Raw genomic sequence first — 3,463 nt, 5'->3', positions numbered from 1 at the left:
GCCTGGGAGACGTTCCAGCTGGTCCGCAACTCCGACGGCACGGTGAGCCTGCGGGCCACTGTGAACAGCCGGTACGTCTCCGCCGACAACGCGGGCGCCTCCCCGTTGATCGCCAACCGGACCTCCATCGGCCAGTGGGAGAAGTTCGACCTGGTCACCACCAGCTGACCTGCTCCCCCGCCCGCTCTTCACCACCCCCACCTGGTCGTGGTGCGCCCCCGCGCACCCGCACCCCCGGTCGTCGAGAAAGGACGATCATGCTCTCGTATCCCCGGCGCTGGCCCCGGGCGCTCTTCGCGGCGGTTCTCACCGTCACAAGCGCGGCCCTCGCTGTGGCTGCACCGTCCACCGCGCAGGCCGCGGTGATCCCCGCCTCCGACTATCAACAGGTCAAACTCGCCACCGGCTCGGCCGAGCTGGGTGAGGCCATGTCCCTGGCCGTCCTGCCCAACCGCTCGGTGCTGCACACCGCCCGCAACGGCGTGCTGCGGGTGACCGACGTGGCCGGCAACACCAAGACCTCCGGCACCCTGTCGGTCTACACCCACGACGAGGAGGGGTTGCAGGGCGTCGCCGTCGACCCCGGCTTCGCCACCAACCGGTGGATCTACCTGTACTACTCCCCCACGCTGAGCACCCCGTCCGGGGACGCGCCGACCACCGGCTCCCAGTCGGACTGGGACCGGTGGAAGGGGCACCTGCGGCTGTCCCGGTTCACCCTCAACAGCGACGACACGCTCAACCTGGGCAGCGAGAAGATCGTGCTCCAGGTCGCCAACGACCGTGGGCAGTGCTGCCACGTCGGCGGCGACCTGGACTTCGACGCCGCCGGCAACCTGTACCTGACCACCGGCGACGACACCAACCCGTTCGAGTCGTCCGGCTACGCACCGCTTGACGAGCGGACCAACCGCAACCCGCAGTTCGACGCCCAGCGCACGGCGGGCAACACCAACGACCTGCGGGGCAAGCTGCTGCGGATCAAGCCGCAGTCCGACGGCACGTACACCATCCCGTCGGGCAACCTGTTCGCCCCCGGCACGGCCAACACCCGGCCGGAGATCTACGCGATGGGTCTGCGCAACCCGTTCCGGATGAGCGTCGACAAGGCCACCGGCGTCGTCTACCTCGGCGACTACGGCCCGGACGCGGGCAGCACGAACTCCAGCCGGGGCCCGCAGGGTCAGGTCGAGTTCAACCGCATCGCGTCGGCCGGCAACTACGGTTGGCCGTACTGCACCGGCGCCAACACGAGCTCGGAAACGTACAACGAATACACCTTCCCGTCCGGGCCGTCGCAGTCCAAGTACAACTGCTCCGGCGGGCCGACCAACAACTCGTTCCGCAACACCGGGCTCGGCACGCTGCCCGCGGCGAGGGCAGCGTGGATCAAGTACGCGGGCGACTCCGGTTCACCGTCGGAGTTCGGCAGCGGCTCGGAGTCGCCGATGGGCGGGCCGGTCTACCGGTACGACGCGTCGCTGAACTCCAGCATCAAGTTCCCGCAGTCGCTCAACGGTCAGTTCTTCGCCGGCGAGTACGGTCGCCGTTGGATCAAGGCCATCGCTGTCAACTCCGACGGCTCCCGTGGGGAGATCTCCAACTTCCCGTGGTCCGGCACGCAGGTCATGGACATGGCCTTCGGCCCGGACGGCGCGTTGTACGTGCTGGACTACGGCACCGGGTCGAACAACCAGGCGCTGTTCCGGATCGAGTACATCGGCGGCGGCAACCGCAATCCGATCGCGGTCGCCTCGGCGAACCCGACGTCCGGGGCCAACCCGTTGACGGTCAACTTCTCGTCGGCCGGCAGCTCGGACCCCGAGGGTGGGGCGCTGAGCTACCTGTGGACGTTCGGTGACGGCACCACGTCGACGGCGGCGAACCCGACCAAGACGTACACCACGAACGGCACGTACTCCCCCACGTTGAGGGTCACCGACCCGAATGGCTTGACCGGCACGGCGAGCCTGGTCATCACCGTGGGCAACACGGCCCCGACGGTGACGCTGACCTCGCCCGCCGACGGGCAGCTGTTCAACTTCGGTGACACGGTGTCGTACCAGATCAGCGTGAGCGACCCGCAGGACGGCACTATCGACTGTTCCAAGGTGAGCCTGACGTACGCGCTGGGCCACGACAGCCACGCCCACCAGATCACCTCGAAGAACGGGTGCAGTGGCTCGATCACCGTGCCGACCGACGGCGAGCACGACTCGGCGGCGAACATCTACGGGGTCTTCGACGCCGCCTACACCGACAACGGCGGGCTGACCACGCACAGCATCAAGACGCTGCAACCCAAGCACCGCCAGGGTGAGCACTTCGGCGCTCAGTCCGGCGTCCAGGCCACGGACCACACCAGCGCCGAGGGTGGCCGCACCGCCGGGTTCATCGAGAACAACGACTGGATCTCGTACCAGCCGTACAACCTGGCCAACGCCAACCGCATCACCGTGCGGGCGTCGTCGGCCGGCGCGGGCGGCACCATCGAGGTCCGGGCCGGGTCGGCCACCGGCTCCCTGCTGGGCACCGTCACGGTGCCGGTGACCGGCAACTGGGAGACGTTCGTCGATGCGTCCGCCACGATCAGCAACCCGCCCACCGCGTCGACGACGCTGTACCTGGTGTTCAAGGGTGGGTCCGGCTACCTGTTCGACGTCGACGCGTTCACCTTCGCGACCGGCACCGGTAGCACCACGCCGGTGAGCACGCTGCGGGCGCAGGTCAACAACCAGTACGTGTCGGCGGTCGGCACCACCGCGTTGATCGCCAACAAGGCCAGCGTCGGTGGCACGACCGAACAGTTCGACCGGGTGGACGCCGGCAACGGCAACATCGCGCTGCGGTCGCGCGCCAACGGGCTCTACGTCTCGGCCGCGAACGCGGGTGCCAACCCGTTGGTCGCCAGCGCCACGGCGATCGGGTCGTGGGAGACGTTCCAGCTCATCAGCAACTCGGATGGGACGGTGAGCCTGCGCGCCACGGTCAACAACCAGATCGTGTGCGCCGAGAACGCCGGGGCCGGATCCCTGATCGCCAACCGCACGTCGGTCGGGGCCTGGGAGAGGTTCATCCTGACCACCGGCTGACCGGGAATGTGCACGGGGCCCGGCCTGGTAACCGACCAGGCCGGGCCCTACCGTGTGAAGTAGGCGGCGCTCTCCGCGTCCGCGGGGTAGTAGGACTCGACGGCGATCTCCTCGATCGTGATGTCCGTCGGGGTGCCGAACGTGGTGATGGTCGAGAAGAGCCGCAGCTCTCGATCACCGACGCGGAGGATCATCGGGAGCACCACGTCGGCGTCGAGACGGTCGCTCGTCGGCTCCTCGGGCTGGGGGCTGAGCAGTTCCTCATAGAGCGCGGCGAGCGCCGCGTCCGGAGCTGCGCTTGCGACCGCGCTTGGTGCCGAACAGGACCGCACCGGCGGACAGCGCGAACAGCGTGTCGTCGCCGCCACGGC

General features: G+C 68.7%; 3 protein-coding genes. 1 reads left to right on the top strand and 2 read right to left on the bottom strand.

Features of this window, described 5'->3' with window-relative positions; translation table 11 throughout:
- Positions 1-257: 257 nt before the first annotated feature.
- Positions 258-3,092, top strand: a complete 2,835-nt coding sequence (locus tag ABZ749_RS31985) for a PQQ-dependent sugar dehydrogenase (RefSeq protein WP_357234389.1) — start codon at positions 258-260, stop codon at positions 3,090-3,092.
- 47 nt (positions 3,093-3,139) lie between these two features.
- On the opposite strand, the gene ABZ749_RS31980 is transcribed toward ABZ749_RS31985, so the two are convergent.
- Together ABZ749_RS31980 and ABZ749_RS31975 are read right to left on the bottom strand one after the other, a co-directional pair.
- Complete coding sequence (locus ABZ749_RS31980) at positions 3,140-3,286, bottom strand: hypothetical protein (protein ID WP_357234387.1); 147 nt, start codon at positions 3,284-3,286, stop codon at positions 3,140-3,142.
- Positions 3,287-3,353: 67 nt separating this feature from the next.
- Positions 3,354-3,463: 50S ribosomal protein L27 (locus tag ABZ749_RS31975; RefSeq protein ID WP_357234391.1), on the bottom strand; the 110-nt coding region annotated here is incomplete at its 5' end.

The organism is Micromonospora sp. NPDC047753, assembly GCF_040642735.1.
GTDB lineage: Bacteria > Actinomycetota > Actinomycetes > Mycobacteriales > Micromonosporaceae > Micromonospora.
This window is presented reverse-complemented; position numbering and strand designations above follow the sequence as displayed.